The sequence below is a fragment of the Patescibacteria group bacterium genome, assembly GCA_028711655.1.
Classification (GTDB): domain Bacteria; phylum Patescibacteriota; class Patescibacteriia; order Patescibacteriales; family JAQTRU01; genus JAQTRU01.
The window spans coordinates 21607-47300 of the sequence record JAQTRU010000004.1; the positions used below are offsets into that span (position 1 = coordinate 21607).

The 25694-nt window shown below is 39.2% G+C and carries 28 protein-coding genes and 4 tRNA genes; 27 read left to right on the top strand and 5 right to left on the bottom strand.

All coding sequences use genetic code 11. The features are described from left to right. Nucleotides 1-123: 123 nt before the first annotated feature. Nucleotides 124-600 carry a pilin gene (locus tag PHQ42_00950; GenBank protein MDD5071285.1) on the top strand — a complete coding sequence of 159 codons (477 nt, stop codon included), beginning with the start codon at nucleotides 124-126 and terminating at the stop codon, nucleotides 598-600. A 63-nt stretch (nucleotides 601-663) separates the two neighbouring features. Here PHQ42_00950 and PHQ42_00955 read toward each other — a convergent pair whose 3' ends face one another. Continuing rightward, complete coding sequence (locus PHQ42_00955; GenBank protein MDD5071286.1) at nucleotides 664-1083, bottom strand: hypothetical protein; 420 nt, start codon at nucleotides 1081-1083, stop codon at nucleotides 664-666. Nucleotides 1084-1409: 326 nt separating this feature from the next. Here PHQ42_00955 and PHQ42_00960 point away from each other — a divergent pair, with 326 nt between their 5' ends. The 3 genes from PHQ42_00960 (at nucleotide 1410) to ychF (ending at nucleotide 4183) form a co-directional block, all read left to right on the top strand. Further along, nucleotides 1410-1847: a hypothetical protein gene (locus PHQ42_00960; GenBank protein MDD5071287.1), complete on the top strand. Its 438-nt coding sequence runs from the start codon at nucleotides 1410-1412 to the stop codon at nucleotides 1845-1847. A 238-nt stretch (nucleotides 1848-2085) separates the two neighbouring features. Next, nucleotides 2086-2159, top strand: a tRNA-Cys gene (locus tag PHQ42_00965). Nucleotides 2160-3124: 965 nt separating this feature from the next. Continuing rightward, nucleotides 3125-4183: a redox-regulated ATPase YchF gene (gene ychF, locus PHQ42_00970; protein ID MDD5071288.1), complete on the top strand. Its 1059-nt coding sequence runs from the start codon at nucleotides 3125-3127 to the stop codon at nucleotides 4181-4183. Between the two features lie 91 nt (nucleotides 4184-4274). On the opposite strand, the gene PHQ42_00975 is transcribed toward ychF, so the two are convergent. Both PHQ42_00975 and PHQ42_00980 read right to left on the bottom strand, forming a co-directional pair. After that, nucleotides 4275-5456: a methyltransferase domain-containing protein gene (locus tag PHQ42_00975; protein ID MDD5071289.1), complete on the bottom strand. Its 1182-nt coding sequence runs from the start codon at nucleotides 5454-5456 to the stop codon at nucleotides 4275-4277. Between the two features lie 386 nt (nucleotides 5457-5842). Then, a complete protein-coding gene (locus PHQ42_00980; protein ID MDD5071290.1) occupies nucleotides 5843-6292 on the bottom strand; it encodes a hypothetical protein in 450 nt (149 codons plus the stop codon). Between PHQ42_00980 and PHQ42_00985 the strand changes: the two genes are divergently transcribed. The 5 genes from PHQ42_00985 to efp all read left to right on the top strand — a co-directional run bounded on the left by PHQ42_00985 (nucleotide 6284) and on the right by efp (nucleotide 9506). Further along, complete coding sequence (locus tag PHQ42_00985; GenBank protein MDD5071291.1) at nucleotides 6284-7045, top strand: T9SS type A sorting domain-containing protein; 762 nt, start codon at nucleotides 6284-6286, stop codon at nucleotides 7043-7045. The genes PHQ42_00980 and PHQ42_00985 overlap by 9 nt on opposite strands. 412 nt (nucleotides 7046-7457) lie before the next feature. Next, nucleotides 7458-7949, top strand: coding sequence for a 30S ribosomal protein S6 (gene rpsF, locus PHQ42_00990; GenBank protein MDD5071292.1), 492 nt, complete (start codon nucleotides 7458-7460; stop codon nucleotides 7947-7949). Nucleotides 7950-8021: 72 nt separating this feature from the next. Next, entirely contained in the window at nucleotides 8022-8513 is a 492-nt protein-coding gene (locus PHQ42_00995) for a single-stranded DNA-binding protein (GenBank protein MDD5071293.1), read from the top strand. A 159-nt stretch (nucleotides 8514-8672) separates the two neighbouring features. Further along, nucleotides 8673-8900 carry a 30S ribosomal protein S18 gene (rpsR, locus tag PHQ42_01000; protein MDD5071294.1) on the top strand — a complete coding sequence of 76 codons (228 nt, stop codon included), beginning with the start codon at nucleotides 8673-8675 and terminating at the stop codon, nucleotides 8898-8900. Nucleotides 8901-8948: 48 nt separating this feature from the next. Beyond that, a complete protein-coding gene (gene efp, locus PHQ42_01005) occupies nucleotides 8949-9506 on the top strand; it encodes an elongation factor P (GenBank protein MDD5071295.1) in 558 nt (185 codons plus the stop codon). A 65-nt stretch (nucleotides 9507-9571) separates the two neighbouring features. Here the strand turns inward: efp and PHQ42_01010 are convergent, their stop codons facing one another. Next, nucleotides 9572-11071 carry a hypothetical protein gene (locus tag PHQ42_01010; GenBank protein MDD5071296.1) on the bottom strand — a complete coding sequence of 500 codons (1500 nt, stop codon included), beginning with the start codon at nucleotides 11069-11071 and terminating at the stop codon, nucleotides 9572-9574. 1 nt (nucleotide 11072) lies between these two features. After that, entirely contained in the window at nucleotides 11073-11636 is a 564-nt protein-coding gene (locus tag PHQ42_01015) for an RNA polymerase sigma factor (GenBank protein MDD5071297.1), read from the bottom strand. 256 nt (nucleotides 11637-11892) lie between these two features. On the opposite strand from PHQ42_01015, the gene PHQ42_01020 reads away from it, so the two are divergent. The 18 genes from PHQ42_01020 to PHQ42_01105 all read left to right on the top strand — a co-directional run bounded on the left by PHQ42_01020 (nucleotide 11893) and on the right by PHQ42_01105 (nucleotide 25609). Next, nucleotides 11893-13128, top strand: a complete 1236-nt coding sequence (locus tag PHQ42_01020) for a family 1 glycosylhydrolase (protein ID MDD5071298.1) — start codon at nucleotides 11893-11895, stop codon at nucleotides 13126-13128. A gap of 83 nt (nucleotides 13129-13211) precedes the next feature. Beyond that, entirely contained in the window at nucleotides 13212-14180 is a 969-nt protein-coding gene (locus PHQ42_01025) for an EamA family transporter (protein ID MDD5071299.1), read from the top strand. Between the two features lie 95 nt (nucleotides 14181-14275). Beyond that, the gene (locus PHQ42_01030; protein ID MDD5071300.1) at nucleotides 14276-15781 is read left to right on the top strand and encodes an O-antigen ligase family protein; all 1506 of its coding nucleotides are present in this window, start codon (nucleotides 14276-14278) and stop codon (nucleotides 15779-15781) included. A gap of 74 nt (nucleotides 15782-15855) precedes the next feature. Continuing rightward, on the top strand, nucleotides 15856-16563 hold the full coding sequence (locus PHQ42_01035; GenBank protein ID MDD5071301.1) for a pseudouridine synthase: 708 nt from the start codon (nucleotides 15856-15858) through the stop codon (nucleotides 16561-16563). A gap of 101 nt (nucleotides 16564-16664) precedes the next feature. Continuing rightward, nucleotides 16665-16751 (top strand) — tRNA-Ser (locus PHQ42_01040). 106 nt (nucleotides 16752-16857) lie between these two features. Then, nucleotides 16858-17874: a CYTH domain-containing protein gene (locus tag PHQ42_01045; protein ID MDD5071302.1), complete on the top strand. Its 1017-nt coding sequence runs from the start codon at nucleotides 16858-16860 to the stop codon at nucleotides 17872-17874. Between the two features lie 151 nt (nucleotides 17875-18025). Further along, nucleotides 18026-19165 (top strand): YibE/F family protein, encoded by a 1140-nt coding sequence (locus PHQ42_01050; protein ID MDD5071303.1) that lies wholly within the window; start codon nucleotides 18026-18028, stop codon nucleotides 19163-19165. Between the two features lie 369 nt (nucleotides 19166-19534). Next, nucleotides 19535-19762 (top strand): DUF5320 domain-containing protein, encoded by a 228-nt coding sequence (locus PHQ42_01055; protein ID MDD5071304.1) that lies wholly within the window; start codon nucleotides 19535-19537, stop codon nucleotides 19760-19762. 94 nt (nucleotides 19763-19856) lie between these two features. Then, nucleotides 19857-20135, top strand: a complete 279-nt coding sequence (locus tag PHQ42_01060) for a DUF134 domain-containing protein (GenBank protein ID MDD5071305.1) — start codon at nucleotides 19857-19859, stop codon at nucleotides 20133-20135. 135 nt (nucleotides 20136-20270) lie between these two features. Continuing rightward, nucleotides 20271-20783, top strand: a complete 513-nt coding sequence (locus PHQ42_01065) for an NUDIX domain-containing protein (GenBank protein MDD5071306.1) — start codon at nucleotides 20271-20273, stop codon at nucleotides 20781-20783. A gap of 167 nt (nucleotides 20784-20950) precedes the next feature. Continuing rightward, the gene (locus tag PHQ42_01070) at nucleotides 20951-21346 is read left to right on the top strand and encodes a hypothetical protein (protein MDD5071307.1); all 396 of its coding nucleotides are present in this window, start codon (nucleotides 20951-20953) and stop codon (nucleotides 21344-21346) included. A gap of 301 nt (nucleotides 21347-21647) precedes the next feature. Further along, nucleotides 21648-22316, top strand: a complete 669-nt coding sequence (locus PHQ42_01075) for an SdpI family protein (protein MDD5071308.1) — start codon at nucleotides 21648-21650, stop codon at nucleotides 22314-22316. Nucleotides 22317-22566: 250 nt separating this feature from the next. After that, complete coding sequence (locus PHQ42_01080) at nucleotides 22567-23358, top strand: RNA methyltransferase (protein ID MDD5071309.1); 792 nt, start codon at nucleotides 22567-22569, stop codon at nucleotides 23356-23358. Nucleotides 23359-23600: 242 nt separating this feature from the next. Next, nucleotides 23601-23672, top strand: a tRNA-Arg gene (locus PHQ42_01085). 188 nt (nucleotides 23673-23860) lie between these two features. Further along, the gene (locus PHQ42_01090; protein ID MDD5071310.1) at nucleotides 23861-24403 is read left to right on the top strand and encodes a hypothetical protein; all 543 of its coding nucleotides are present in this window, start codon (nucleotides 23861-23863) and stop codon (nucleotides 24401-24403) included. 123 nt (nucleotides 24404-24526) lie between these two features. Beyond that, a complete protein-coding gene (locus PHQ42_01095) occupies nucleotides 24527-25000 on the top strand; it encodes an HNH endonuclease (protein MDD5071311.1) in 474 nt (157 codons plus the stop codon). A 10-nt stretch (nucleotides 25001-25010) separates the two neighbouring features. Then, nucleotides 25011-25081: transfer RNA gene (locus PHQ42_01100), tRNA-His, on the top strand. Nucleotides 25082-25336: 255 nt separating this feature from the next. Beyond that, nucleotides 25337-25609 (top strand): hypothetical protein, encoded by a 273-nt coding sequence (locus PHQ42_01105; protein ID MDD5071312.1) that lies wholly within the window; start codon nucleotides 25337-25339, stop codon nucleotides 25607-25609. Nucleotides 25610-25694: the final 85 nt, after the last annotated feature.

The window sequence follows — 25694 nt, forward strand, 5'->3', positions numbered from 1 at the left end:
CCAAGCGGGAGTAGTGGAACTCCTGCCCCGGCGCCTCCAGCAGAATGTCCTCCTGGGCAGATTGATTATGGCCAAGGTTGTATTACACCTGGTACTTAAAGTTAGTTTTAATTATTTGAAATTATGAAATTATTTAAAAAAACAAACCCCATTAACCCCGATAGAAATAAATTTCTAAACGGGGCTAACAGGGCGAGATATTTTTTAGCATTTTTACTCCTGTCTGTTTTAAATTTCAGAATCGCTGATTTGGTTTCGGCCCAGACTTTTGGTCCGGGGCAAGGGCAAACAGACGCTTTTTTAGGTGAATCGGGCTTTGCTCCGGCTGATGAAATGTCTTTGGGGCAAATCGTGGCGGTGGCCATCCAGGCCTTTTTGGGCCTTTTAGGCATTATTTTTTTGGTGTTGATGATCACGGCCGGGTACAAGTGGATGACAGCGTCCGGCAATGAAGAAAAGCTTACCGAGGCCAAGGAAACAATCTGGCGGGCGACAATCGGCTTAATTATTGTTGTTTCGGCTTATGCCATTACTTACTTCGTGTTTAATAGTTTGGATTGGTTTGGGGGAGGCGGAGGCGGTCAGAGTGGTAACAAGTAGCCATAAACTATAAGTTATTTGAATAAAAAAGCGCCTGTTTTGCAAGCGCTTTTTTGGTACACCTTAATAATTATTATAATAGGTGTACCAGTGTACCTTTTGTCCCATATAATTTTGAATCTGCACTCCGACAGGGAAAGTCCATCGCCCGACTTCCCGGTTGCCGTGATATGATATTGCGGTATATTCTCCCGACACCAGATAATCTTCAACCCACTGCCCGGGAGCCAGGGCATAACTTCTTTTTTCCGGGCCGGTGATTATTGTGTTAATGACTAAATATTGGTTTAAATTGGCAACAATGCCTTTATAGCCATTAACACGATGGGCGAGGACTGGCTGGTTTTCCAGTTTTGTCAGAGCTAATTCCTGCTCCTGGACCCTGACCTCGCCGATTCTTCTCGCCTGGCCATACATATAAAAGCAACCATTAAGATTTGCCAGAATTGCTATGGCGATCAGTATAAGTACTATCCTTTTCATTTTAGAACCCTCTTTCTAAGGGTGAGTGTGATTTTCCAACAAGAATATAGTCAAAATACAATATTTTCTCAAAGAACATTGTTATATTATAGTAGCATAGATAGAGATTTCTGTCAAGCTTGACTTTTTTTGTTACCTGTGATAAGATATTAGTATAGATAAGAAAATCCCTACATATTTCCATATTATTGGAAAAGTAGGGATTTTTATATACAAAAATGGAGGCTTTAAAGCAAAATCGGGAAAAAATTATATCCTTAAATAAGGCAAAAAAATTAATTTTTTTGCTAATTTTAGTATTTTTCTTTGAGTTCTTCCTTTTCCCTATGCCAGCCTTGGCTTATGAAGCGGTTGAAGAAGCTAAAACGCAAGAAATGTTAGCTGAAATCGCCCTGGAAGAGATAAGCCAGCCGGGGCCGGTGATTATTAACCATTTGCCGGAAAACAATATCTGGGCGGCTAAAAAGGTGGTTCATCGGGTTATTACGGCTTATAATTCAGAAGTTGAGCAATGCGACGACTCCCCCTGCATTACGGCCAATGGCTTTAATGTCTGCGAGCATGGGGAAGAAGATACGATCGCGGCTAATTTTTTAAGGTTCGGCGCCAAGGTAAGGATCCCGGATTTGTTCGGAGATAAAGTTTTCGTGGTGCGGGACAGAATGAATGCCCGGTTTTCCGATAGAGTTGATGTTTGGATGGTGGAAAAACAGGATGCCAAGAATTTTGGCGTAAAGTTAGCAAAAATTGAGATTTTAGAATGAATTATTTAATAATTTAAGATTTAGAAAATTAGCATTACCCTTTTTAAAAGGGGTTTTTTGTTTATCCCGCGCCTTTTTGAATTTAGTTTTAAAAAAGGATGCGGGATTTTTCCTTGTTTTTAAAAGGAAATTCTGATATATTTATAATATCTCATCAATTCTTTGGCCTGATAGCCCCTCCTTCGTTCCGACCGTTTAAACGGTCGGAACTTCGGCGGGCAGGCAAGTGGTAAGGATTGGCCTGATAGCCAAGTGGTAAGGCAGGAGTCTGCAAAACTTCAATCGCGGGTTCGATTCCCGCTCAGGCCTCCAAAGAGACTGTTAACAGTTAACCTTAAGCGTTAAATTGGATGTTTCTTAAGTATGGGTTGGTATAATTTAGTTTTTTAAGTCCACATTTTAGTGGACTTATTTTTTTATGTTTTCAAAAGATTTAGTATAGTAAAAATCAGTAAAGTCCACGTTATAGTAGACTTAAGTATGTATGGGGTTGTGGATAACTTGTTATTTATGTGGATAAGTAATAGACTTAAGTCCACATTTTAATAGACTTAAGTGTGGAAAACTAAGTATTTTAAAATTATAAAAAATATTATTAAACAAATATTGGCTTATTTTAGCAAATTTTTTTAAAGCAGATAATAATTGACTCTTTTGTTTTTGTATGGTATTATAATAATAGAACAATAAAAAAACATTCTTTAAAATTCAATATTTTTAAAGAGATTTTCCTAAAAAACAGTTTTTTAGAGAAATTTCTTTGCTTTTTACTGATTTATTTTTGCTAACGCCGACGTAGCAAATTTAAAAACAAAAACAAAAAAATGGTAGGATTTGGTAATTTTAAAAAAATTATCTTCGGGTTCTACCGCAAATCGGTAAAAAGTTGTCTTTTCTCAAGTCGGCAGAAAAGCTTTTATCCTCGAAGGGCAGGGATTTTCTTATCTATCTTCACGATGGATCAAGGAATAGGCCTTTGAGGCTGGGGCTCAGTATTTGGCCTAAAAATTCATTACTTCATATAAAAGAAGGGGCCTGTCTGGGCCCCTTTTTATTTGACTTTATTTAGGTTAAATCTTAAGATGAAATTAAGCGTAAAATTCTAAGCACTAAATCCTAAATCCTGGTTATAAAATCCTAAATCCTAAACTCTAAATTCTAAACAAATTCTAAATTCAAATTACCGAATGTTTTAAACTGTCGTTTGGAGTTTTGGATTTTGGTCATTATGATTTGTTTAGAGTTTAGGATTTAGAGTTTAGGATTTAATTAAAGATATGTCTTTATCAATCGGCATTGTCGGCCTGCCCAATGTGGGCAAATCAACCTTATTTAACGCCTTAACCAAAAACAAGGCCGAGGCCTCCAATTATCCTTTTTGCACGATTGACCCCAATGTCGGCGTGGTTAAGGTTCCTGACGAGCGTTTGGAAAAAATCGCGGTGATTTCTAAACCGAAAAAAATTATTCCGACGATTGTGGAATTCGTAGACATTGCCGGCTTAGTGAAAGGGGCCAGCGCCGGCGAGGGGCTGGGCAACCAATTTTTGTCCCATATCCGCGAGTGCGACGCTATCTGCGAAGTGATTAGGGGCTTTAACGATGAGAATGTCATCCATGTAAGCGGCAAAATTGACCCGGCGGATGACAGGGAAACCATTAGCACGGAATTGATCCTGGCTGATTTGGGGACGGTTGAGAAAAGGCTGGCTAAAGTTTCCAAAGAAGCCAAAAGCGGAGACAAAGAGTTAATTAAACTTGTTGATTTGCTCGCAAGGTTAAAAGAAATTTTAGGGGCAGGGAAACCGGCCCGCCAGCTTAGTTTGAATGACGAAGAAAATCTATTGGTTAAATCTTTAAATCTTCTGACAGTCAAGCCGATTATTTATGTTTTAAATAGCGATGGCAAAAAAGGGGAATTAAAAGTTGAAGACGGAGAAGTAATAAGTTTAAATGTTAAAATAGAAGAAGAAATTTCCAGCCTGCCCGAGGAAGAGCAAGCGGAGTATATTAAAGAATTAGGGCTTAATGAAAGCGGATTGTCTAAACTCGTCAAAGCTTCTTACAAATTGCTTAATTTAATCACTTTTTTTACCACCGGTTTGGATGAAACCAGGGCCTGGACCGTTAAAAACGGGGCAAAAGCGCCGGAAGCCGCCGGGGTTATCCATACGGATTTTTCCAAAGGTTTTGTCCGAGCCGAGGTAATAAATTGGCAGAAATTTATTGAAGCCGGCGGAGAGCAAAGAGCGCGGGAAAAGGGTTTTTTGAGGACCGAGGGCAAGGATTATATTATTGCTGACGGAGATATCTGCCACTTTTTAGTGTCGCGGTAGTTATTGGATGTTAGGTGTTAGATATTGGGCATTTAAATTTTTGAATAAAATAAAAAACACCGATTTTGACTCCGATGTTTTTTTATTATTTTTATTTTTCCAGTATTACAATTTCCCGCCAGACTTTTTGTTGTTCGCGTCCGTAAATTATTGTATTTCTATCCGTTAATTTAATAATTTCATTTTCTCGTAAATTTTTCGGAATAGGATTAATTATTTTAAACCCGCCAATGTCTGGCGTTATGCGTTGCGCGTTGCGCGATATGCGAAAAACCGGCCAGACCATAACTATCCGTCCCTTTGGTTTTAAAATTTTAGAAAATTCTTTTAACGATTTTGTGTAAAGTTGCTTCAGCTCTTGGGCAATTTTTTTTATATCAATTTTTCCCCGCTGCGGGCCGAGATAAGGCTCGGTAATTATATAATTAATTGAATCAGGTTTAATCTCTTGAGATATTTTTTGTGCATCTAGTTGATAAAGTTTTAAATTTCCAATTTTCAATTTCCAATTTTCAATTATCCATTTAACATTTTTTTCTGTATCTTCAATTGCTTTTTTAGAGATATCGGAGCCGATTAAATTTTTGTAGCCCATCAGCATGGCTTCGGTCAAAATCGTGCCGGAACCGCAGGAAGGATCTATGATTGTATCTTCCGTTTTTGCTTGAGACAAGTTTATCATAATCTGGGCCAGCTTTGGCGGCAGCATGCCGGATTCATCATCACGAGCCGGCCGTCCATAGTCGCGGAAAGACAATTCTTTGAAAGGCTGGACAACTAAAGTTTTGCCGATTAAAATTTTATTATCGTCCTGGATTAAAACGATTTCTATTCCTTTAGAAGTTAATTTATTCTGCTCTACAACGACACTGGATAAGGTTTTTTCTTTACTGACTACCCAGCGGCAGCTTACGGCTTTTTCTTTTAGATATTTTTTTATTTCCATGCCGATCGGCTTTAGATTTAGCTTTTTCCCGCCATAATAAGATAAGCCAAATTTAAATTTGCCGGCTTTTTCCTGTTTGCCCGCTAAATCACAGGCTTGACTTATAATAGCTTGGTTGTCAGGATTAGCTTTGTCTGTAATTAATCCGATTTTTATGGTTCCGCCTAATTTTTTAATAAGTTCTGCCGGATTTATTTCCTGCCCGGTTTCTAGGATAAAAACTTCGGGCGCGGCCAAATATCCCTGAATTTTATCAAAGCCGAAAACCGCTGAAAGTTCAGTCAGAGACAGAGTCGGATTGTTGCCTAAAATAAAGAAATATTGCATAGTCTACAAATTACAAATCTTAATACAAATATTACAAATAATTTTTCATTGATTTATAATTAAATTTTAGCAAAATAAGCTGTTTTTTGCAATTTTTATTGACAATATTTGTTAATTATGATATAATACCAAAATGTCCTTTGAAAACTATAAAATAACATAAAAACCACAAAAACCATAACAAATCCGAAGAAAGGGGAAAAACAATAAGAATTGATGAAAAAACAGTTTCTCTAAAACCTAACTTAAAACCAAAAAAAAGAAGGGAGCATCTTATGTTTATCCGCAAAGTTCTTGGTCTGGTTCCGGCGATTTTATTTATTCTCGTCCTCGTCGTTTTTGATTCTTCCGTGTCCGCGGAAGGTGTTTGGACAACGTATCCCCTCTTAAAAAGTTCGGATAATGTTGACCTTATCCCAAGCACTGGCGCCGTTGATAACAATAACATCAAATGGTTTGGAACAATGAAAGGTGTTTTCAGCTTGGATGGCCATGGCGGGACTATACTTTCTGAAAAGAATGGGCTTGTCAGCAATCACATTACGGCGATCGCAGTGGGTCGGGATAACAAAAAATGGTTCGGAACCGCCAAGGGCGTTTCCATGTATGATGACTCTAACCGGAATATCCCTGCGGTATGGAAGACGTATACGGGAAAAGACGGCTTGGTGGATGACCGTGTTCGACACATCGCGATCGACAAAAATAATGTCGTATGGTTCGGGACTGTGGGCGGCATTTCGCGATTCGACGGTACTACGTGGAAGACTTATTTTCCCAAGAATATTAACCGCGCCTATGACGGTAATTGTATTACCGGGCTGGCAGTGGATCATGACGGAGTATTATGGTGCTCGCTAATCTATAATGACGGCATTTTCAGCTACGATGGGAAAACATGGAAGCAATTCAAAGTTGATGGACTGAATACCAACAATATAAGCACAATCGCAGTAGACGAGGACAATGTTAAATGGTTTGCGACCATGTATTTTTATCCTTACTGTGCCGTATTCAGCTTTGACGGCGTTTCCTGGAAAAAATACTCGTATCAAGAAATTTTCTGTCATGGAAGCGTACTGTCGATTGCTGTTGATAGCAACAATACGAAATGGCTTGGAACTGATCTTGGCCTACGCAGTTATGACGGCAGGACCTGGGAAATCCATTCCCCCGCGAACGGTTTACCTAGTAATTTTATCCGGGCGATCTTTGTCGATAAAAATAGCGTGAAATGGTTTTTGACGGATCAAGGCGTTTCCAGTTTTGATGACAGAACTCCGACATCAGTCGAGACCGAGGAAACGCCGCAGAGCATCAATCTCCGCGGAAATTTCCCTAATCCGTTTAACCCCAGCACAACGATTGAATTCACGGTAAGTTCTGACAATCCGGTGGCGCTTGATATATACAGCGTTGCGGGCCAGAAAGTCAGGACACTGGTCAATGGACGACTAACAGTCGGAGTCCATTCGGTTGTCTGGGATGGTCGGGATGAAACCGGATTGGCGGTTTCATCAGGAATCTACCTTTGCCGAATCACGGCAGGGAATTTCACGAGTGTTCACAAAATGACGCTTGCGAGATAACGATCTTTTTTAACAAAAGAGAGAAGGCTCAATCGAAATAATCGATTTGAGCCTTTTTTAAATCCCCCAACCCCCTGCCTACCGGCAGGCAGGCCCTTTATCAAGGGGGTAGATCTATTGTCTTGCAATTTTTTTTAACCTGTGATAAGGTAAAAACACAATTGAATTTAATCCCCCAACCCCCTGCCTACCGGCAGGCAGGCCTTTAGCGAAAGGGAGAAAAAGGAAAAGGGGCTAACCTTCCCAATATTCTAGTGATCCTAGATAATCCCTCCTTTTAATAGGAAGGAAAGGTATTCTCTAACCTCCAAGCTATCGCGAGAATACTGGGGGTTTTATTTAATCGCAAATTTGAACAAATAAAGCGAATGGAGCGAATTAAAATTTGTAGCCTTCGCATTATGTTAATATTATGTCAAAGACAAAATCTTCAGAGTTTTATCGTTACGAGCTTCTTTTTATAATTCCCAATAAATTTACGGAAGAAGAAGCCAATTTAATTACTGATAAAGTAAAAAAAATTATTACTGACGAGGGGGGTGTTATTACTTTTTCGGAATTTTGGGGGAAAAAGCAGCTGGCTTATCCCATAAAGCAGAATAGCTATGGTTATTACAGCTTGTTGGAGTTTAATTTGGACGGGGAAAAATTGGCGAAAATCAATAAAACCTTGCGGATGTCAAGCGACGTTATCCGTTTTCAGATTGTTAAGAAGAAAATAAAAACCGCCAAGCAGCTGGAAAAAGAGAAGAAAATATCAGAGAAAATCGCCGACAAAAACATAGCCAAGGAGAAAAAAGCCGAAGAAGAGAAAAACAAAGGCAAAGACAAGGAGAAGAAGCTGGAATTAAAAGATTTGGATGAAAAACTAGATGATATCCTGGACACCAAAGATTTGCTATAATAATATTGACAATCCGGGTCAACTTGAAAAATCAAAATTCAATCAATCAATTAATAATTAAATAAAAAACGTATGAATCTAAACAAAGCCATGATTATTGGTAATCTAACTCGGGATCCGGAGGTGAAAAACATTCCTTCCGGCCAGACCGTTGCCACTTTTTCCGTGGCTACTAATTTTGTTTGGACAGACCAATCGGGCCAAAAACAGGAAAGGGTTGAATTTCATAATATCGTCGCCTGGAGGAGATTGGCTGAAATTTGCGGGCAGTATTTGCGCAAGGGAGCGAAAGTTTTTATTGAGGGCAGGATTCAAACTCGCGATTGGCTTGGCCAAGACGGAGTAAAGAGGTACCGGACGGAAATTATTGCCGAAAATATGATTATGCTGGATAGAGCTGGGGGCGGAACCGGTTATGGCGCCGCCGCTTCCCCGAGTCGGCCGCCGATGCCGACGGAGCAGCCTTCTTACCCAAGCGAACCGATTATTGATTCCGAGCAGCCGGTTGGAGGCGGAGATAACCCGGAGGAGGAAGAAATAGAGGTGGAAAATATTCCTTTTTAACTTTACAAATTACAAATCTATTACAAATTTATCACCGCCTAAGCGGGATCCCGCCCACTAATATTATAATAAAGTGGCGGGACAAATTTTTGTAGAAATATTTAGTAGTATGTTTTTAGTTCGTAATAATTTGTAATTTATGTGTGAATTAAAATAACTATGAATAATGAAAATCCGATAAAAAAAACCAAAGAGTGCTTTTTCTGCGTTAATAACGCGGATGAAATTGATTACAAGGATACCAGGACTTTGCGCCGGTTCGTGAATTTTCATATGAAAATTTTACCGCGCAAGAGAACTGGCGTCTGTTCGTGGCATCAAAGAAAACTGGCCACAGCCATAAAACGTTCCCGGGTAATGGCTTTGTTGGGTTTTATACATCGCTAAGGCCTTTAATTTGAGGGGATTTAGCAAGCATTAATTTGTTGATTTATTATGTTGAGTTTAAGCGAGATAAAAATAGGAAAAGTCATAAAGATCGGAGATGAGCCCTATGTTGTTGTAAAAACCGACCATCACAAAATGGGGCGGGGCGGCGCGGTTTTAAAAACCAAATTAAGGAATCTGATATCCGGAAATATATTAGAGAAGACTTTTCAGGGAAATGAAAAAGCGGAAGAGGCGGAAACAGAAATAAAAAAAGCCAATTTTATGTACAAAGATGAAAGTCAGGTTTATTTTATGGACAATGAGACTTATGAGCAGTTTGACCTGCCCTTAGAGCAAATAGGAGATAAGCAAAAATTTTTGAAAGAAGGCACTGACATTGACGCTTTTTATTTTTCCGGGCGGCCGGTGGCGATAAATTTGCCGGTAAAAATGAATTTAAAAGTGGTAAGCGCTCCCCCGGGGATAAAGGGAAATTCCGCCGGCAACGTTAATAAGCAGATTGAACTTGAAACCGGAGCCAAGATAAACGCGCCGATGTTTGTCAATGAAGGCGATACTATAAAAGTAAATACGGAAACCGGGGAATATGTGGAAAGAGCGTAAAGCAAAACAAGATTTCATAAAATAAAAAATCGCGGAGCGTCCGCGATTTTTTATTTGCTTGATTTTTATTGTTTTATTTCCGGAATGCCGATCAGGTAATCGTTATTTTCCCTTTCTTCTAAAATTTCTTTAACAAGGGGAATCGCGATATTTTTCCGAAAAAGATAAGGGGTTTCTTCGGAGGTTTTTTCTATCGGAAAAATAAGAGCCGGAACAAACAATTCTTCACCCTCTGTTTTTCCCTGGTCGTATTTCCAATGGCTCATTAGCCCCAAAGCGGGAGTTCCCAATTCTACGTCAATTACTTTAGTCGGATTGAGATTCCTGTAACCCGCATAAAAGCCACCTTGTTCGGCTAAGTTAATAATTTTTTGGCTATCGGCTTCTATTTCATAGGCGGCGGCTTCGTAATTCTGCAGAGTCATGCCGATCAAGCCGGAAGCTTTTTTATATCTGATGTTTATCTCTACTGACAAACCGCTTGGGAATCCGCTTCCATCATGAAGGGTTTTTCCGTTGAGCTTCAGGGGGTAGATTACGGATACAGATTCCGGTATATAAACATTTTCCTTATCCCCAGCCGTTTCATAATAATACCGCCAATAGTCAAATACTTGCCCCGGCCCGTAATTATCCAAATTGACTTTATATTCTTTCACAAAATCTTCAGCGATTTTTATAATTTCCTCGTCAGACAGCATATCATTTATTTTCAGCCGGTGTTGGTCAAAGCAGGCCTGGTCGCGGCAATGGCTGTCCGGTCTGGGCCATTTATTCCAGTTGGAAAAAATTGAAACCATATTTTTTTCAAGATCAAAATTTACCATATATCCAAAATCGCGTTCTTCGGCCAGGCTGAAATTAGTGATTTTTGTATTATTAAATTTTTTTAAGTCAACTGAATCAAAATTTATTTTTCCCAAGACGTTTTTGGCCAGCTGGTAAACCCCCTCTTGGCTCTTTTTTCTCCTGTAAACTTCCATTTTTCCGTTTTCGCCGGAAATGTTTATTTCTTCGCCTTTGTAAATATAGTTATAATTCACTATTTCCGGGGCGGGAAAGCCAATATCGCTGGCTGCGCCCATGCCTCCGCCTCCGCCTCTGCCGAATATCATTTCTCCGCCGCCTCCGCCTTCCGACCTGGCATCTGCCTGGGTTGATGCCGTTTGATCTTGCGCCGCCAAAGATCCAAAAGCGCCCTCCTTCAAGGCCGAGATTTTCAAGGTATTATAAGCCAGATCAATATTTTTTTTGGTTAGGTAAAAAGCGGCCGGAGCTATTATCAGAAGCAAGATAATAATTCCTGCCGGCGCATAAGAAAATTTTTTCATAAAATTAAAGTTGAAAAATAGCCGGGCGTTTTTCTCTTCCTGATTTTTCATTTTTTTTATTTTTTCCATTATTTCCTTTTTTAATCTTTGGGCGAATTTTTCGTCAAATTTGGTATTGGGCCGCGATTCCAATATTTTTTTTATCATTTCCGCCAAGTCTTTTTCGTATTTTTTTAATTCCGGATCTATCAGATAAAGATCATCCAGAATTTTTTTTATTTGTTCATTATTCATATTATTTTAATTTTAAGAGTAATAAGATAAAAAGAGCCAAAGGCATTTCCTTTCTTAAAATTGCTATTGTCCGAGAAAACATCATTTTGCAGCCAGCTTCGCTTTTTCCGGTAATGGCCGCTATTTCCCTGTACGACAGCCCATCCCAGATTCTCATAATAACGATTTCTTTTTGCTCCGGCTTTAGCTTATCCAAATATTTTTTTATTTCTTCAAGCTGTTGCCTGTTTCCCGCGTCTTTTTCTATGTCTTCATCGCTTTTCAAATCCCAAATTTCAGTAATATCAATTGTTTTTTTCTCGGTTCGGTAATTGTCTATAACCGTATTTCTGGCGATTTTGTAAAGCCAGGAAGAAAAAGACCCCTTTGTTGAACTGTAATTATTTATGTTTTCCAGGGCTTTGAAAAAAGTTTTACTGGTTAAATCTTCGGCCGTTTCCTTGTGCAGGGTTTTGTAATAGACAAAATCGTATATTTTTTTTATATATTTATCATACAGGCAGCCGAAGTCAGCTAAATCGCCTGCTTGGCATTTGATAATGATTTTTTCTTCATTGATTTCCATGTTTGTCCGCGCTTTAAATATAGGTTATAGATGTCCCGCCGTTCCTTTTTGTTTTTCGTTTTATTTAACAGAGAAGTGAAATTAAACATAGGGTTTTCAATTTATTTGTTTCTGCTAAATATAACGATAAAGAACAGGAAAAGTAACGGGAGTTTTATTATATTTTACATTCTTTTGCCTTTTTAAGCAAAAAATATTCATTAGCCGCTTTTTTAGCTTAGTTGGTGGCACCCCTTAAAAATGATATAATGAAAATATGTTGGAAAACAAACAAAAAATTTTAAGATTTCCCGAGGATTTTTTTTGGGGAGTATCCACTTCCGCTTATCAGATAGAGGGCGGAATTGTTAATGATTGGAGCCGATGGGAGAAATCGGAAGACAGAGTTAATAAACTGGAAAGAAAGGGCAAAAATCCCGATGATTTTATTTGCGGGCAGGCTTGCGATTCGTACCACAGATATGAAGAAGACGCAAAGTTGGTAAAAGATTTAAATTGCGGAGCTTATCGTTTGGGCATAGAGTGGGCCAGAATTGAGCCGGAACAAGGCAGGTGGGATTTAAAAGAAATAGAGCATTACCGGAAGATTTTGGAAAACCTGAAAGCTAATAATTTAAAAGTGGTCTTAACTTTATGGCACTGGACCAATCCGGTCTGGCTCGCTGACAAGGGAGGATGGTCCAACAAAGAAGCAGTGGATTATTTTTCCCGTTATGTTAAATTAATAGCTGATGAGCTTGGTGATTTGGCGGATTATTGGATAACTTTAAACGAACCCATGATTCATGTGGCCGGCGGCCATATAACCGGAAAATTTCCGCCTAATAAAAAATCAATTTTTGCCGCCCTGAAGGTTTTTAAGAATTTAGCAAGGGCCCACACAGAAGCCTATAAAATAATTCATAATAAATGTCCGCAAGCCAAGGTGAGCATAACCCAGATAATGAATTATTTTGAGCCGGCCAGAAACTGGTGTCCCATTGAACAAGGACTGGTGAAACTGGCTTCCTGTTTTTGGAACGAGAAATTTTTAAATAAAATCAAGAGCGAGCTTGATTATATCGGCCTGGATTATTATTTCCATGACCGGATAGTTTGGTATCCGCCCTTTAAAAAGAATAAAAACGAAAGCGTTACGGATATGGGCTGGGAGATTTATCCGCAGGGAATTTATCACATTTTAAAAAGTTTAGCTAAATTCAAAAAACCGATTATTATTATAGAAAACGGCTTGGCTGACGCCGCAGACGAAAAAAGACCGGATTTCATCAAACAGCATTTAAAATATATACATAAAGCTATGAGCGAAGGCGTAGATGTCCGCGGTTATTTTCACTGGTCCTTGCTTGATAATTTTGAATGGGCCGAGGGTTATGGCCCGAAATTCGGATTGTATGAATTAGACAGAAAAACCTTTAAGCGGACTGCTCGGCCAAGCGCGAAGGTGTATACCGAGATTTGCAAAAATAATTATATATTGTGGGATTTTTAGGATTCTTAAGATTTTTATGATCTTCGGGATTCTTTTATCTCAAGAATCTCAATAATCCTAATAATCACAATAATCCCAAAGTCATGTGGTTAATCGCAGCTGTTAGTTCATATTTCGTTAATGCCGGCGTATATATTGCCGACAAGTTTTTACTGTCTAAAAAAATCCATTCTTCCATTATTTACGCTTTTTTAGTCGGCATTTGGAGTATTTTCAATATGGTTTTACTGTTGTTTGACCCATGGGTTCCTTCCGGACGGGAGTTGGGCCTTGATTTATTAGCCGGAATGTTATTTTTAATCACCTTGGTTTTTTGGTATAAGGCCCTGCATCAGAGCGAAGCGACCCGAGTCGTGCCGATTGTCGGCGCTTTAGTCCCGATTTTTTCTTTTGTTCTTTCTTTTTTGTTTTTAGGCGAGACTTTGACGGAACGGCAGCTTTTGGCCTTTTTGGTTTTGATTAACGGCGGCATACTGATTTCGGTAAAGCACACCAGGTTTTATAAGATAGGAGAAATGTGGAATCGGTTTCGGGGAGTTTTCGGTGATATTTTGGGGGGAATTCACGCCCAATATCGGCCAGCCAGAAGATTAATTTTAAATTCCGTCATTTCAGCTTTATTTTTCGCGGTTTATTATGTTTTAATAAAATACATTTACCTTAGCCAGCCTTTTATAGGCGGTTTTGTCTGGTCGCGGCTGGGCACTTTTCTTGGCGCTTTGCTCATTCTGTTCATACCTGGCTGGCGTAAACCAATCGTGGAATATCAAAGAGGCGCAAAGACCCCGAAAAATTTAGCTTTTTTCATTTCCATAAGGCTCTTGGCCGGGCTGGCCTTTATTATGATTAACTGGGCTATCAGCTTGGGCAATGTGGCCCTGGTTAATTCTTTGCAGGGAGTCCAATATGTATTTTTAATTTTTTTAGTTTTATTCTTGTCCGCCAAATATCCCCATATTTTGGAGGAAGAGCTTGGCGGCGGGGTAATGCTGCAAAAGATTATCGGCGTTTCTTTAATAAGCATTGGGCTGTATATGCTGGTTATCGCATAACGCGTAACGCATAACGCGTAACGCATAACGCGTAACGCATAACGTGAAACGCTTAGCAGGTTAATTATTTATTGCTTAAATCGCTAAATTGTCATATGGATGTTTTGATTTTTATTTTCATCGTATTCTATTTAATTCTGGCTAGAATCAGGCTGGATTGGGCCGTGATGTTAATTTTGGCCGCCCTGCCTTTTTATTTAATCAGATTTAAAATTTTAGGCGTTCCCTTTACTTTACTGGAAGCTATGATTTTAGCTTCTTTTTTTATTTGGTTTATTTTCCAGACAGAATTTAAAAATTTTATCAGAGGCAAATACGGCTGGCATGAATTTAGAGAAAACAGAAAAAAAAGATTAGCCTATCCGTTTGGCTTAGAAATTGTTTTGCTCTTAATCATTTCTTTTATAGCCGCGGGCGTGTCTGGTTTTAGCGACAGCGCTTTGGGAATTTGGAAAGCCTATTTTTTTGAACCGGTACTCTTGTTTATTTTAATACTAAATGTTTTTAAACCACGGATCACAGATAAAAGTTATCAAACCTCCCCTAACCCCTCCTTGTTAAGGGGGGGGATTGAAAAAATTTTATGGCCGTTGGCGGTTTCGGCTTTGGCCGTATCGGTTCTGGCGATTTATCAAGGTCTTTCCGGCGATTTAATTTTTAATGATTTTTGGGCCGCGGCCGGCCAGCGGCGGGCGGTTTCCTTTTTCGGCTATCCGAATGCCGTCGGGTTATATTTGGGGCCGTTGGTTTTGCTTTTTTGCGGTTGGATGATACACAATTTTAAAAAGACACAGATCGCAGATATGCGATTTGGGGCAGAAAGATTGCTTATTATTTTAACAATTGTTGCTTCTGTGTTAGCGGTTTATTTTGCCAAGTCTAAGGGCGCGTTGGCGGGAATAGCGGCCGGGTTGGCTATTTTTATCTTTTTGGCCGGCGGGAAAAGAATGAAGTGGGGAATAATAATTTTTGCTTTAGCCGTTGCTATGGGAATTTTAGCTTACCTCCCTCTGCGGAATTTTGCTTTGGAGAAAACCATATATAGCAAATCTTTGCAGATAAGGCAGCAGCAATGGAAGGAGACTTGGGAAATGCTTAAAGATAGCCGTTTAATTAGCGGATCCGGGCTGGCCAATTATCAGAAATCCATAGCGCCATATCACCAGGAGGGTATTTTTCTTAGGGATTACAATGATCCGGATTGGCACAGAAAAACCGTTTTTAACGCCGAATATCGGGCCAAAGTCTGGCAACCGACAGAGATTTATTTATATCCCCACAATATTTTTTTGAATTTCTGGTCTGAATTGGGACTGGCGGGGGTATTGTTGTTTAGTTGGATTATTGGGAAATATTTAGCTGTTAGCTTTAAGCTTTTAGCTGTTAGGGGTAATAAAGACAAGTTTGTTATTTTAGGGTTATTATGCGCAATGGTCGTGATAATAGCGCATGGTTTAGTTGATGTGCCTTATTTTAAAAATGATTTAGCCGTGATGTTTTGGGTAATGGTGGCGATAGTCAGCTTAGCAGATACAAATATACGAATGGATGCGCATGATACTAATAAATATAAACACGAAAACACGAAAACACACGACTAAGTAAGAGTATTTTTGTGTTTTTTGTGTTTTCTGCAGTTTACGAAAACATATATTTTTAAACAAGTTTAAACTAAATGAAAATAATATTACAAAAATTTATTGCTGAATCCGGATATTGTTCCCGGCGCAAGGCGGAAGAGCTGATAAAACAAGGCAAAATTTTTGTTAATGGGAAAATCGCTCGCCCGGGCATGAAGGCCGGAGAGAAAGATGAAATAAAAATTGGCAAAGAAAATATAGGCTTGCCAAAAGAGAAAGTTTATATAAAAATGAATAAGCCGGTTGGTTATACCTGCACCAGCCGCCGGTTTTCCGGCGAAAAGAACATTTTTAGCCTTATCGGACGGAAAGAGCGGCTTTTTATAGCTGGCCGGCTGGATAAAGACAGCCGGGGCCTGATCTTGCTTACTAATGACGGGGATTTAGCGCAAAGGATTACTCATCCCAGGTTTGGGCATGAGAAAAAGTACATTGTCAAAACCAAAAATCAAAAATTAAAAACCAAAGATATTGAAAGTGTTTTTAAACAGGGGGTTGATATAGGCGAAGGAGATGGAATCGTTGTGGTAAAAAAAATTAAATATATCGGGGATAACAAGTTTGAGATAATTTTAGCCGAAGGAAAAAAGCGGCAGATAAGAAGAATGTTTAAAGCAATGGGAATGGAAGTGGAAGATTTAATAAGATTTTCTATCGGCAGTTTGGAATTAGGGGATTTGCCGGAAAAGCAGTGGCGGCCGTTGAGAAAAGAAGAAATTAAGGAATTAACAAAAAAGCAATAGAACAAATTTTAAAATTATATTATTTACTTGACGAGGAGGGGTGGCTCGAGTCCTGCCTTCTGCCCTTGGCAGAAAGGTACCGCCTTGCCCCGCAGAAGAGCGGAGGGATGCCAGAGTGGTCGAATGGGACGGTTTCGAAAACCGTTGTCTGCGCAAGCGGACCGTGAGTTCGAATCTCACTCCCTCCGCTTTCTTGCGGGGTCGAGAAAAAGAGGCAAGGGCGAAAACCCTTCGAGGGTTTGGGTTCCCTCTCCGCCGAATGTTTAATTTTGAACGTTTATACTTTTTAAGTTTATGATTCGCCAAACAACTAAAATTATTATCTTAGCCTGCTTATTTTTATTTAGCTCCATCTTTACCATATCTAATGCGCAAATAAAAACCATAGACATTAACTATTTTGATGATCTTAGAATAGAACAAGAGGATAAAATTTTTGTCCCTCTGAATAAAGCCGATGAAGTTTGGGAATATTTATATAGACGATATATTGAAAACAAAGAGTTTGTTCAATCGCTAGATTCATCACTCACCGCATACTATAATAATGAACAATTTACCGATACTTATTTTGATACTCCTGATTTAAAACTTATTTCAATGCAAAGCGGAGTTCGCCTCCGAAAAAGAATTAATCTGACTAATCCAGATGATCCAAAAAGTGGACGAGAATTAATGCAAATAAAAATTAATAACATATCGGATAATGAATTAGAGCGTGGTGAATTAAAATTTGACATTGAATATCCTAAAGAAATAAAAACTCGCGATGACCAGCACCCCATGATTGGAATTGTAAAATTTTCTGATCGTTCAAATTTTAAGGAACAATTAGAAAAATTAGGATTAGAGGCGTATTCAATGCGACCAATATTAACCGTTCATGATCTAAGGAGAAGAATATATTTTGAGAAAGACGATGTGCCTTTTATGTCAATTTCTTTTGATAATGTTGATGTCGGCATCTGGTGGGCAAGAGCAAAATTTATTGAGATTGAACCAGAATTGAGTGAGGCGGAATTTACCGAAGCTAATCCGGAAGCAAAAAAATATATGGAGGAAAAACTCAATGCGGTAATTAATGATCTTAAAAAACAATTTCCCTATCTTGAAACAAATTTAAACCCCAAATATAACAAGTCTTTTGATTATTTAAAATCGCAACTACCGTTTCTTCCCCTATTGGTAAAACTAAACCTGCACAATTCGCAGGGGTTTTTACTCGCATTAATCATTTTTTGGTCAATTATAGCAGGAAGTATTTATCTGTTAATAAGGCAAATTAGAAAAATTTTAATTAAAAAAGATTAGTAAGCTGATATTTTTACAAGAATTGATTCGGAAATATCAAACCATTTAGGATTAACCTTTTTTCCTTAATTTCAGAACAAGGGGGTTAATTTGAAATATTTTTAGTTCGGAATCAAAGACATTGACGCCGCCAATTTTTACTTTTAAATTTATGCGTAAAAAATATAAAAAAATATTTTTTGTTTTGTTTTTATTTGTCTTATTTTTTTCAACAACCGTTTTCGCCCAGGAATTTTCGGAAGATTACGGGGTTGTGGCTGATGAAATTTTTGAAGCCAGAGTCATTGAAATTTTAGAAGAGCGGGAAATTACAGGAGAAAAGGGCGGGAAGATTATTCAGCAAGATATTCTTTTGAAAGGTTTGGAGGGGGAATGGAAAGAGCGGGAAATAATTTATAAGGGAATTTCCGAAATAATTGTGGCTAACGCCAATATTTATAAAGAAGATGATCGGGTGCTTGTGCAAAGGAGCGCAACTCAAGAAGGCGATAATGAACAATTTTATATTATAGATTTTGTCAGAAGGGGATATTTGTATTTTTTGGCTTTTCTTTTTACATTAATAATTATCGCTATCGGAAGGATGAAGGGATTCAAAGCGTTAGTTAGTCTCGCAATAAGTTTTTTTATAATCATTAAAATTATCCTGCCCAGGATTTTGGCCGGAGACGACCCCTTGCTTGTAAGTATTTTCGGCTCGTTGGCTATTTTGGCGGTGATAATTTATTTAACCGAAGGCTGGAACAGAAAATCGCATCTGGCCATTATCAGCGTTTTACTTTCTTTAATCATCACTTTGCTGTTATCAATAATTTTTACCGGCTTGGCCCGTTTAACCGGACTGGCCCAGGAAGAAGCGGCTTTTCTAATGGGGATTGGCCAGCAAGCGATTAATTTCAAAGGCCTTTTGCTTGCCGGAATGCTAATCGGAACTATCGGGGTTTTGGATGATATAATTGTCGGGCAAATGGAAACCGTTAAAAGGATCGAAGAAGCTAATCCGCAATTGCCGTCAGACAAGGTTTTTGCCCTGGCTTATAAAGTTGGCAATACTCATTTGGGAACAATGGTTAACACTCTCTTTCTAACTTACGCCGGAGCTTCTTTGCCTCTCCTGCTTCTCTTTGCCATAAAGCAGGAGCCCTTCCTGACCTTTAGCCAAGTCGTAAACAACGAAATGGTCGCGACCGAAATAGTAAGGACTTTGGTCGGCAGCGTCGGCGTGGCTTTGTCCATGCCTATTTCCACCTATTTGGCCGCCTATTGGCTAAAAACCAAAAATAAAGCTTAGTTGGATGTATCAATATTCTCTTCATCTTCACCCGTTTCGTTCGTCTTGCCCCCCCCTAACCTCCCCCTTGGCAAGGGGGAGGAAAAATCCCCTTTAGTCCCTGCCTGCCGGTAGGCAAGCCCCCCTAACTAAAGGGGCTTATTCCCGCCCTTCGCGAAGAGCGGGGTTGAACCAACTTCGTCCCTCGGCAAACTCGGGACTTCAAGGGGCGAGACGAAACGACAGGGAATCTAAAGATCTAAAATAAATTTCTACATTTGGTCCGGGGCATGCCTAGCCCTTGACAAGAAATAGTTTTGGGTGTATATTCATAATAGGCAAGATAAAAAGGTCGAATTGCCTTTATAATTAAAGATTAAATGAAAATATATGCCTAGATTAAATGGAACAGGTCCAATGGGACAAGGGCCGATGACCGGCCGCGGTTTGGGACCTTGCGGCGGCGGAATGAGAACGGGATGGGGCGGCCGCGGTTTTGGTTGGAGAAGCTTTTTTCGTTCTCCCAAAAACCAACAGCAATCCTTAGATGAAGAAGAAAAGATGCTTGAAGAAGAGTTAGAAGCCGTCAGAGCCGAAAAAAAGTCCTTAAAAAAATAAAAGAAGGCGTTTGGGACCGGCCTTCCTTGCGGAGGCCGGGCAGCCCTCTTTCATTAAGTAAATAATAGCAAATTTATCATATTTTTCAATATCTATGCCCAGACCAAGGCTTTGCCGAAAAATTAGCTTTAACCCGAATATTACTTATTTCAAACCTCAAGGCGTGCCCATGAGGGATCTTGAGATTGTGAAATTAACCGTTGAGGAAGTGGAAGCTTACCGCCTAAGACATATAAATAATTTTGAACAGAAAGAAGCGGCCAAAAAAATGAATACCTCGCAAAGCACTTATCAAAGAATATTATCTTCGGCTTATAAAAAAATCGCCGATGCCTTGATTAATGGCAAAGCGATGGAAATTATTAAAAATTAATTCATAATTTTGATCAAGCAGCAGCCCTTTATTCAAGAGACTGCTGCCAGGCAGAAGACTCTGCCGTGACTAAAAAATCCCCCTAACCCCCTGCCTACCGGCAGGCAGGCCTTTGCCGAAAGGGGGCAAAAAAATATGCCCGCGACTAAAATAAGTTTGGATAAAGCCAAGATAAATAAACTTTTTTATTTTGTGGCCAACGTGGTTGTTTATCGGAAAAGCGACAAGAGGTGTTTAATTTTGAAAAGGGACGAGAGAGAAAAGGTCCATCCGGGAAAATATGCGGTGCCGGGCGGAAAATTAGAATGGGAAGACATGGATTTAAACCGGCCAACGAGAATAAATGGCGATGTGCTTGATTTTGAAAATGCCGTAGAAGATTTATTAATTAGAGAAACCAGGGAAGAAGCCGGGGTGGAAATAGAAAATAATTTTAAATATATAAATAGCGTAGCTTTTGTCAGATCCGATGGGATTCCCGTGATATTGGTAAAATTCGCGGTTGAATATAAAGGCGGAGAAGTAAAGCCGGAAAGCGGGAGTTTTACCGATTACGCCTGGGTTAACAGAGAAGAAGCAAAAAAATATGATTGCATCAAGGGCATAAAAGAAGAGATAGCGCAAACAATTAAATTATTCAGTTTTTAAAGCTGTTAATTCCTGTTTTTCCGTAAAATTTACCCCTTTTTCGCAAATAGTAAAAAATCCAAGCTCGTTCTTGGATTTTTGTTTGTTTTGTGATATAATATAAGAAGTTATAAATTTCAGACTAATTTTATTTTTTATATTATTATTTTTTTATTTAAATTAAACCTATGCATCCCAAAACAGCTTTAAAAATTTTATTGGTTGTTGTCTTGGCAGTAGCTATAGTTTTTGGCATTTTATACATAAAAAATCGGTTTAGCCCGAAATATCAGGAAGAGCAGATAGAGGATATAATCGGCAAAAAAAAGAGCCAGCAGGAATTAACAGAAGAGGAGCAGAAAAAACTAGAGGCCTATATTGGCCAAAAAGTTGAAGAAAAGAGAAGCGAATTAAACAAAAAAACCGAAGAAGAAATAAAAAACGATGGTTACAGCCAGGATGAAGTTAATTTCATTTTGGATCCGCAAAGAACCATAGAGAAAGAATTAGGCATAGCGGAAGAAAAGAAAGGCAACCAGCTTACGCAGGAGGAAATAGACGCAATTTTAAACCCCAAAAACTAGAAATTGGCATTTTGGTGGCGCCAAAACTAAACAATACTCCATTTTTATTAAAAAACAGAGCCTGATATCGGATATCGGGCTTTGTTTTGGCAAAAATTTTAGGCATGGTATAATTTAAATGGTTGTCCAAATGTTCGATTTAACCGCCTTAATCAAATGTTCCAAATATTTTAATTTAAAAATTAGGAAAATTTGGTTTATGGGAATGTCGCCGAATCCCGTATTCGGCCCAAAATTTCCTCAAAATTATGAAATTTTATCCCCGAAAGAGGTTCTTCGGTGAAAGTCCCGCTATACTTTTATGCCAAATCCTATTAAACCAACCATAAAAACAGAAATTTTGCCGCTTTTAATTTTATTAGCGACAGCAATTTCTTCGTTTTATTTTTATGCTCATTTTCCGGAGAGAGTGCCGACGCATTGGAATTTTGCCGGGGAAGTGGACAGCTGGGGTCCGCGCTCTTCCGCTTTTATTATCCCGGCCGTGATGGCGGGCATGTATTTATTGTTTATGTTTCTGCCTTTTATTGATCCGAAAAAAGAAAGATATGGCCAGTTCCGAAAAGTTTACCATATTTTCAAGGGCATCATAATTGTTTTTATGGCCATCCTTTATTTTGCCACCAGTCTGAACGGCTTGGGGCACAATCTTCCCATCGGCGTTATTGTGCCAGTCGGAGTCGGCCTGCTTTTTATAGTTATCGGCATTTATATGAAAGAAATCAAGAGTAATTGGTTTGTCGGCATCCGTACGCCCTGGACGCTGTCTTCCGAGGAAGTTTGGGACAAGACCCATCGCTTCGGCGGTAAGGCCTTTATGCTCGCCGGTCTTTTAATCACCCTTGATTCTTTCTTGCCGATTAGCTGGCGTTTACCCGTGTTTATCGCCGCTATGGTTATATTATTATTCGGCACGATTGGTTATTCTTACTTTGCTTATTCAAAAGAGAAAAAGTCGCGTAACACATAGCGCGTAACGTGGAACGCATAACGCATAACGCATAACGCGCCCTTCTTTGTCGTTCCGGAAGGCGAAGCCTATCCGGAATCTAGGGCTAAATAGCACAGACATTTTGCAGGCTATTATTATAATTTATAATTAGTGCGGTTCTCTCCCTGCCTACCGGCAGGCAGACTGGATTCCCTCCCCGTTTTCATGGGGACTAAAAGCCGCGGGAATGACAGAAGGAATGTGGCGATTAAATAATTATTTATGTTTTATGAGGGAAACAATAACTAGCGCTCAAAATCCAAAAATTAAAGAAACAATAAAGCTGCGGAAACCGAGAGAAAGAAGAAAAGAAGGATTGATTATAATTGAAGGCCGGCAGGAAATAGAGATGGCTCGTCAAGCCGGATTGGAAATTATTGAATTGTTTTACTCCCAAGATTTTGCCGGGAGTAAAACAATAGCCGGCCTTTCGGAAGAAATGATTACGCCCGTTGTCTCGGCAGTTTTTGAAAAAATTTCTTATCGGGAAAATCCGGACGGATTTTTGGCCTTAGGCAAACCAAAATATTTAGAGCTGGATGAAATTAAATTAAATAAAAATCCTTTAATTATAATCTTAGAGTCTTTAGAAAAGCCGGGCAATCTGGGCGCGATTCTGCGCAGCGCGGACGCGGCCGGAGTTGACGCCGTAATTGTGGCTGACCCGAAAACCGATATTTATAATCCCAATATTATTCGGGCCAGCCTCGGCGCGGTTTTTACCAATCAGGTAGCGGTAACCGGAGCGGAAGAAATTAAAGAGTGGCTGGCTAAAAATAAAATTAGATCTTTGGCCTCCACTCCGGAAGCGAAAAAATTATATACGGAAGCTGATTATAAGGGGCCAACTGCGATTATAATGGGCGAGGAGCATCCGGGCCTAAGCCAGGGCTGGCTCTCTGCGGCTAAAGAAAAAATCAGGATTCCCATGGCCGGCAAGATTGATTCTTTAAATGTTTCTGTAAGCGCGGCCATAATTTTATTTGAAGCGGTGAGGCAGAGAAGTTTAAAAATAAAATAATCACCGCCTAAGCCGCCGCAGGAGCGGGGCAGGCGGGATCCCGCCCACTATTTAATTAAAATTAAGTGGCGGGATAAAATAATATAAAAATGACGGATAAATTAGAAATTATTTTACGCAAACTACAGATTTGTTGTCTGCGGTAAGAGCTATAATTAGACATAGTTTTGCGAATTACATTGACTTTTTCCTTTATTTTTGCTATTATTTAATATGTCCCGAGTAATCGGGATTTATATTTTGCGCCCATAGTTCAACGGATAGAACACCAGCCTTCTAAGCTGGTTATGGGGGTTCGACTCCCTCTGGGCGTACGGATTATTTTTAAATGAGGGACTGTCGCCAAATGTCATTTTGGCTGCAAATTCCAAAAATCGGTAAAATTCTTCAAAAATTTTTTCAGCTTATATTCCATATAAACCTCAAAAATTTCTTGAAAAATTTTTCTCGATTTTTAAAATTTTCGCTTCAAAAGCACATTTGACGACAGCCCCCTAATCATATGAATTATTTAAGTTTGGCCGTTCAAATTATTACTATGCTCTTTTTTATTGTTTTTGCGGTGTTTTTTCTGATTCAATTTTACAATATCATTTTTCGCGGCTTTGCCCCGTTTATTTCCACCAAAAGAGAAGTTATTAAAAAAATTATTGCCAAGCTGGAATTAAAAGAAGACGGGGTTATTTACGAATTGGGCTGCGGCGAAGCCGGATTCTTGCGCGCCGCCCGGAAAAAATTCCCCAAAGCCAAACTGGTCGGTTTTGAGTATTCTTTCCTGCCCTATCTGATTGCCCGAATCCAAAACAGCTTAAGCAAGAGTAAAATTATCATAAAAAAGAAAGATATTTTTAAAGTTGATTTAAGCCAGGCCGATGTCCTATACTGCTATTTAAATAACTTGACGATGAAGAAGTTAGAGGATAAAATCAAGGCGGAAGGCAAACCGGGTTTAAAGATTATCAGCTATCAGTTTCCTTTTCCCGAAATAAAGCCGGAAGAAGTTTTAGAAGATGGGAAAGATAAAATTTATTTTTATAGTTTGTAGCGGATAGATTAAAAAATTAGAATAAACCCTGAAGGGGTGTCTATAGTACAACGTTAGACAAGTAGAAGTATCCACAAAGCTGTTGTTTGACATTACTGGTAATTCGCTCTATAATAAGGATATATGCCTATTGTAAAGTGTAAAATATGCGGTAAAAATTTTCATATTAAGCCGAGCCATAAAAAGCTGGGATATGGTAAATATTGTTCTAAGAAATGCCAATATCAAGGTCAGAGAAAAGGTAAATATGTTATTTGCGAAATATGCGGTAAAGAAGTTTGGAAAATGCCGAAAGAGTTAAGAGCTTCAAAAAGTCAAAAATTCTTTTGCAGTAAAAGATGCCAAACCATATGGAGAAATAAGTATTATATTGGCGAACTTCATTCAAATTGGCGCGGAGGTGAGTTTATCTATTATCGTATAATGAGGGAAAATAAAATTTTTCCCAGGTGTAAGATTTGTGGCATAAAAGATAAAAGAGTTTTAATTATCCATCACAAAGATAGTGATAGAAAGAATTATAAAATAGATAATTTAGTCTGGTTATGTCGCAATTGTCATTATTTAGTGCATAATAAAGATGTAAGAGTAAAATAATTATATCATGGTGGCTATAGTTCAATGGTAGAACATCTGCTTGTGGCGCAGATGACGAGAGTTCAATTCTCTCTAGCCACCCATTTTTGTCTCATTCACCAAAATTAAAGACATGGTGTTGCAGAAAAAGAAAAGAGGGTTTTGCGAGCGTGTGAGAGAGCAATCCGCCCTTTTACAAAGCAAAAGAGGCGGACGATTTTTACCCTGCAGATTGATCCGCCGATAGGCGGAGAAATTGTGCAGGGCCCTCTGGCCACCCCCTTGGGGGTTTTTTGTTTTTAGCTAAAAAAAGAAGCCTGCGTTTACCGAAGTAAAGCAGGCTTGTGTTTTAATAGGATGAAGAGAGAATCAGGATTCTTCCTTCTCCCCTTCTCCTCCTTCCGTGATGGCGGGTTTGGTTCCGAGGGTTTCCTGGATGCCGGCGACGGCGTCTTTGATGCCGAGGGCTTCCAGCACCTCGTCGGGGATATCGTTGTCTTCAAGGTGGGAGAGGATGAGTCTCCTCCTCACTTCCGGCGGAATCTCGGTGACGGGTTCGTCGACTTCGCGGCTGATGACGATGACGGGTTAAGCCTAACCCCAAAATTTAGACAGTATGCTAAGATATAGATATTGGCATAATTAGTCTAAATCTATGGGTAATATCAAACGCAAGCATCCAACGCCATTTAAGGTTAAGGTCGCTCTGGAGCTA

Bases quoted from the DNA above. Each gene is read 5' to 3' on its own strand.
- PHQ42_00950 (MDD5071285.1), top strand. From the start codon at position 124: ATGAAATTATTTAAAAAAACAAACCCCATTAACCCCGATAGAAATAAA.
- PHQ42_00955 (MDD5071286.1), bottom strand. From the start codon at position 1,083: ATGAAAAGGATAGTACTTATACTGATCGCCATAGCAATTCTGGCAAAT.
- PHQ42_00960 (MDD5071287.1), top strand. From the start codon at position 1,410: ATGCCAGCCTTGGCTTATGAAGCGGTTGAAGAAGCTAAAACGCAAGAA.
- ychF (MDD5071288.1), top strand. From the start codon at position 3,125: ATGTCTTTATCAATCGGCATTGTCGGCCTGCCCAATGTGGGCAAATCA.
- PHQ42_00975 (MDD5071289.1), bottom strand. From the start codon at position 5,456: ATGCAATATTTCTTTATTTTAGGCAACAATCCGACTCTGTCTCTGACT.
- PHQ42_00980 (MDD5071290.1), bottom strand. From the start codon at position 6,292: ATGATCCACTGCCAGCCCGGTAATACAATTACCGTCATAGGCGCGGTT.
- rpsF (MDD5071292.1), top strand. From the start codon at position 7,458: ATGTCAAAGACAAAATCTTCAGAGTTTTATCGTTACGAGCTTCTTTTT.
- PHQ42_00995 (MDD5071293.1), top strand. From the start codon at position 8,022: ATGAATCTAAACAAAGCCATGATTATTGGTAATCTAACTCGGGATCCG.
- rpsR (MDD5071294.1), top strand. From the start codon at position 8,673: ATGAATAATGAAAATCCGATAAAAAAAACCAAAGAGTGCTTTTTCTGC.
- efp (MDD5071295.1), top strand. From the start codon at position 8,949: ATGTTGAGTTTAAGCGAGATAAAAATAGGAAAAGTCATAAAGATCGGA.
- PHQ42_01010 (MDD5071296.1), bottom strand. From the start codon at position 11,071: ATGAATAATGAACAAATAAAAAAAATTCTGGATGATCTTTATCTGATA.
- PHQ42_01015 (MDD5071297.1), bottom strand. From the start codon at position 11,636: ATGGAAATCAATGAAGAAAAAATCATTATCAAATGCCAAGCAGGCGAT.
- PHQ42_01020 (MDD5071298.1), top strand. From the start codon at position 11,893: ATGTTGGAAAACAAACAAAAAATTTTAAGATTTCCCGAGGATTTTTTT.
- PHQ42_01025 (MDD5071299.1), top strand. From the start codon at position 13,212: ATGTGGTTAATCGCAGCTGTTAGTTCATATTTCGTTAATGCCGGCGTA.
- PHQ42_01030 (MDD5071300.1), top strand. From the start codon at position 14,276: ATGGATGTTTTGATTTTTATTTTCATCGTATTCTATTTAATTCTGGCT.
- PHQ42_01035 (MDD5071301.1), top strand. From the start codon at position 15,856: ATGAAAATAATATTACAAAAATTTATTGCTGAATCCGGATATTGTTCC.
- PHQ42_01045 (MDD5071302.1), top strand. From the start codon at position 16,858: ATGATTCGCCAAACAACTAAAATTATTATCTTAGCCTGCTTATTTTTA.
- PHQ42_01050 (MDD5071303.1), top strand. From the start codon at position 18,026: ATGCGTAAAAAATATAAAAAAATATTTTTTGTTTTGTTTTTATTTGTC.
- PHQ42_01055 (MDD5071304.1), top strand. From the start codon at position 19,535: ATGCCTAGATTAAATGGAACAGGTCCAATGGGACAAGGGCCGATGACC.
- PHQ42_01060 (MDD5071305.1), top strand. From the start codon at position 19,857: ATGCCCAGACCAAGGCTTTGCCGAAAAATTAGCTTTAACCCGAATATT.
- PHQ42_01065 (MDD5071306.1), top strand. From the start codon at position 20,271: ATGCCCGCGACTAAAATAAGTTTGGATAAAGCCAAGATAAATAAACTT.
- PHQ42_01070 (MDD5071307.1), top strand. From the start codon at position 20,951: ATGCATCCCAAAACAGCTTTAAAAATTTTATTGGTTGTTGTCTTGGCA.
- PHQ42_01075 (MDD5071308.1), top strand. From the start codon at position 21,648: ATGCCAAATCCTATTAAACCAACCATAAAAACAGAAATTTTGCCGCTT.
- PHQ42_01080 (MDD5071309.1), top strand. From the start codon at position 22,567: ATGAGGGAAACAATAACTAGCGCTCAAAATCCAAAAATTAAAGAAACA.
- PHQ42_01090 (MDD5071310.1), top strand. From the start codon at position 23,861: ATGAATTATTTAAGTTTGGCCGTTCAAATTATTACTATGCTCTTTTTT.
- PHQ42_01095 (MDD5071311.1), top strand. From the start codon at position 24,527: ATGCCTATTGTAAAGTGTAAAATATGCGGTAAAAATTTTCATATTAAG.
- PHQ42_01105 (MDD5071312.1), top strand. From the start codon at position 25,337: ATGAAGAGAGAATCAGGATTCTTCCTTCTCCCCTTCTCCTCCTTCCGT.